Annotated in this window: 1 protein-coding gene; it reads left to right on the top strand. The window is 44.0% G+C overall.

The features are described 5' to 3' along the window. The first annotated feature begins 145 nt into the window (after positions 1 to 145). On the top strand, positions 146 to 946 hold the full coding sequence (locus FE848_RS18575; RefSeq protein WP_086994183.1) for a DODA-type extradiol aromatic ring-opening family dioxygenase: 801 nt from the start codon (positions 146 to 148) through the stop codon (positions 944 to 946). Positions 947 to 1,121: the final 175 nt, after the last annotated feature.

Here is a 1,121-nt window from a genome sequence, read left to right as displayed (position 1 = left end):
CTATAAAGGACAATTCATCCGAAAACTGAACGTTGTCGGGCGAACTGACCGGCTGAATAAAAACGAGATCGTAGGCGGTGGAATGCTCGCTCATTTTTGGGTTTTTCTACAGCCTCGTTAGCATTCTCCTATTAAGAGGATCGTGATGAACACTAAACCTCAAATATTATTTTTGTCTCATGGCGGCGGGCCGATGCCACTTCTAGGTGATGTTGGGCATAAAGAAATGATTGATTGCTTGCAAAAAATCTCATCTATTTTGCGTAAGCCATCAGCCATTTTAGTGGTAAGTGCGCACTGGGAAGAAAAAATCCCAACCATTACTTCGGGCGCCAACCCTTCCCTTATTTACGATTACTATGGATTTCCAGAAAAGTCTTATAGTATTACCTATCCTTGTCAGGGAGAGCCATCACTGGCGGAGCAGACCTATAAGCGGCTGGAGCATTCAGGTATTTCCGCAAAACTTGATGAGCAGCGCGGTTTTGACCACGGTCTATTTATTCCTCTGAAAATCATGTACCCGGAGGCAGATATTCCGTGCATTCAGCTCTCTCTTGTCGATAATCTCAGTCCAGCAGCTCATGTCGGGATAGGGCGAGCAATCCAAGACTTGGAGTATGAAAATTTACTTATAATTGGTTCTGGTTTCTCCTTTCATAATATGAAAGCATTTTTTTCATCTGAAACCAGTGAATCAAAAACTTTAAATGAATCTTTTGAAGCGTGGCTGCTAGAGACTTGCACTAACAGTAGTATTACTGAAGAAGAAAGAGAACAAAGATTTATCCAATGGGAAAAAGCCCCCGGTGCTCGTTACTGTCACCCAAGAGAAGAGCATTTATTGCCGTTGCACGTTTGCTATGGAATAGCTAATAGTGTTTGCACTAAGTCGTTTGAGCTAAAGATTCTAAATAAAAAATCGAGCATGTACATCTGGTCATAAAATGCTAACAAACGCGTCAATTAGGACGCTCGCAAGCTCTCGCCTATTACCCGGGCGTTGAGGCTGTAGAAAAACCCCGAAATCGCGCCTCGGTTTGATAGGATTGAGCAAACAGACAAGGAGCCGTCAGATGCCCAAAGCCAAGCCCCGCTTCAGGCCCTATAGCCACGACCAG

It is taken from the genome of Marinobacter sp. 1-3A (assembly GCF_016597775.1).
GTDB lineage: Bacteria > Pseudomonadota > Gammaproteobacteria > Pseudomonadales > Oleiphilaceae > Marinobacter > Marinobacter xiaoshiensis.
Note: the sequence above shows the minus strand (reverse complement) of the source record. Positions and strands in the feature narration are given on the sequence as shown.

Bases quoted from the DNA above. Each gene is read 5' to 3' on its own strand.
- FE848_RS18575 (WP_086994183.1), top strand. From the start codon at position 146: ATGAACACTAAACCTCAAATATTATTTTTGTCTCATGGCGGCGGGCCG.